A 1,039-nucleotide genomic window follows, 5' to 3' on the forward strand; every position below is an offset into this window, starting at 1 on the left:
GGGTGACTGCGTACCTTTTGTATAATGGGTCAGCGACTTATATTCTGTAGCAAGGTTAACCGGATAGGGGAGCCGCAGGGAAACCGAGTCTTAACTGGGCGTTAAGTTGCAGGGTATAGACCCGAAACCCGGTGATCTAGCCATGGGCAGGTTGAAGGTTGGGTAACACTAACTGGAGGACCGAACCGACTAATGTTGAAAAATTAGCGGATGACTTGTGGCTGGGGGTGAAAGGCCAATCAAACCGGGAGATAGCTGGTTCTCCCCGAAAGCTATTTAGGTAGCGCCTCGTGAACTCATCTTCGGGGGTAGAGCACTGTTTCGGCTAGGGGGTCATCCCGACTTACCAACCCGATGCAAACTGCGAATACCGAAGAATGTTATCACGGGAGACACACGGCGGGTGCTAACGTCCGTCGTGAAGAGGGAAACAACCCAGACCGCCAGCTAAGGTCCCGAAGTCATGGTTAAGTGGGAAACGAAGTGGGAAGGCTCAGACAGCCAGGATGTTGGCTTAGAAGCAGCCATCATTTAAAGAAAGCGTAATAGCTCACTGGTCGAGTCGGCCTGCGCGGAAGATGTAACGGGGCTAAACCATGCACCGAAGCTGCGGCAGCGACATTTAGGTGTTGTTGGGTAGGGGAGCGTTCTGTAAGCCGGTGAAGGTGAACTGTGAGGTTTGCTGGAGGTATCAGAAGTGCGAATGCTGACATAAGTAACGATAAAGCGGGTGAAAAACCCGCTCGCCGGAAGACCAAGGGTTCCTGTCCAACGTTAATCGGGGCAGGGTGAGTCGACCCCTAAGGCGAGGCTGAAAAGCGTAGTCGATGGGCAACAGGTTAATAGTCCTGTACTGGCAATAATTGCGATGGGGGGACGGAGAAGGCTAGGCAAGCCGGGCGACGGTCGTCCCGGTTTAAGTGTGTAGGTGGGATAACCTGGCAAATCCGGTTATCCGTCACACTGAGGCACGATGACGAGGCACTACGGTGCGGAAGTTGCTGATGCCCTGCTTCCAGGAAAAGCCCCTAAGCTCCAG

At 53.7% G+C, this 1,039-nt stretch carries 1 rRNA gene; it reads left to right on the forward strand.

Going from position 1 to position 1,039, the window contains the following annotated elements:
- Positions 1-1,039: ribosomal RNA gene (locus Xentx_RS18105) — 23S ribosomal RNA — on the forward strand; the annotation flags it as partial.

The sequence above is a fragment of the Xenorhabdus thuongxuanensis genome, from assembly GCF_001908095.1.
Lineage (GTDB): Bacteria > Pseudomonadota > Gammaproteobacteria > Enterobacterales > Enterobacteriaceae > Xenorhabdus > Xenorhabdus thuongxuanensis.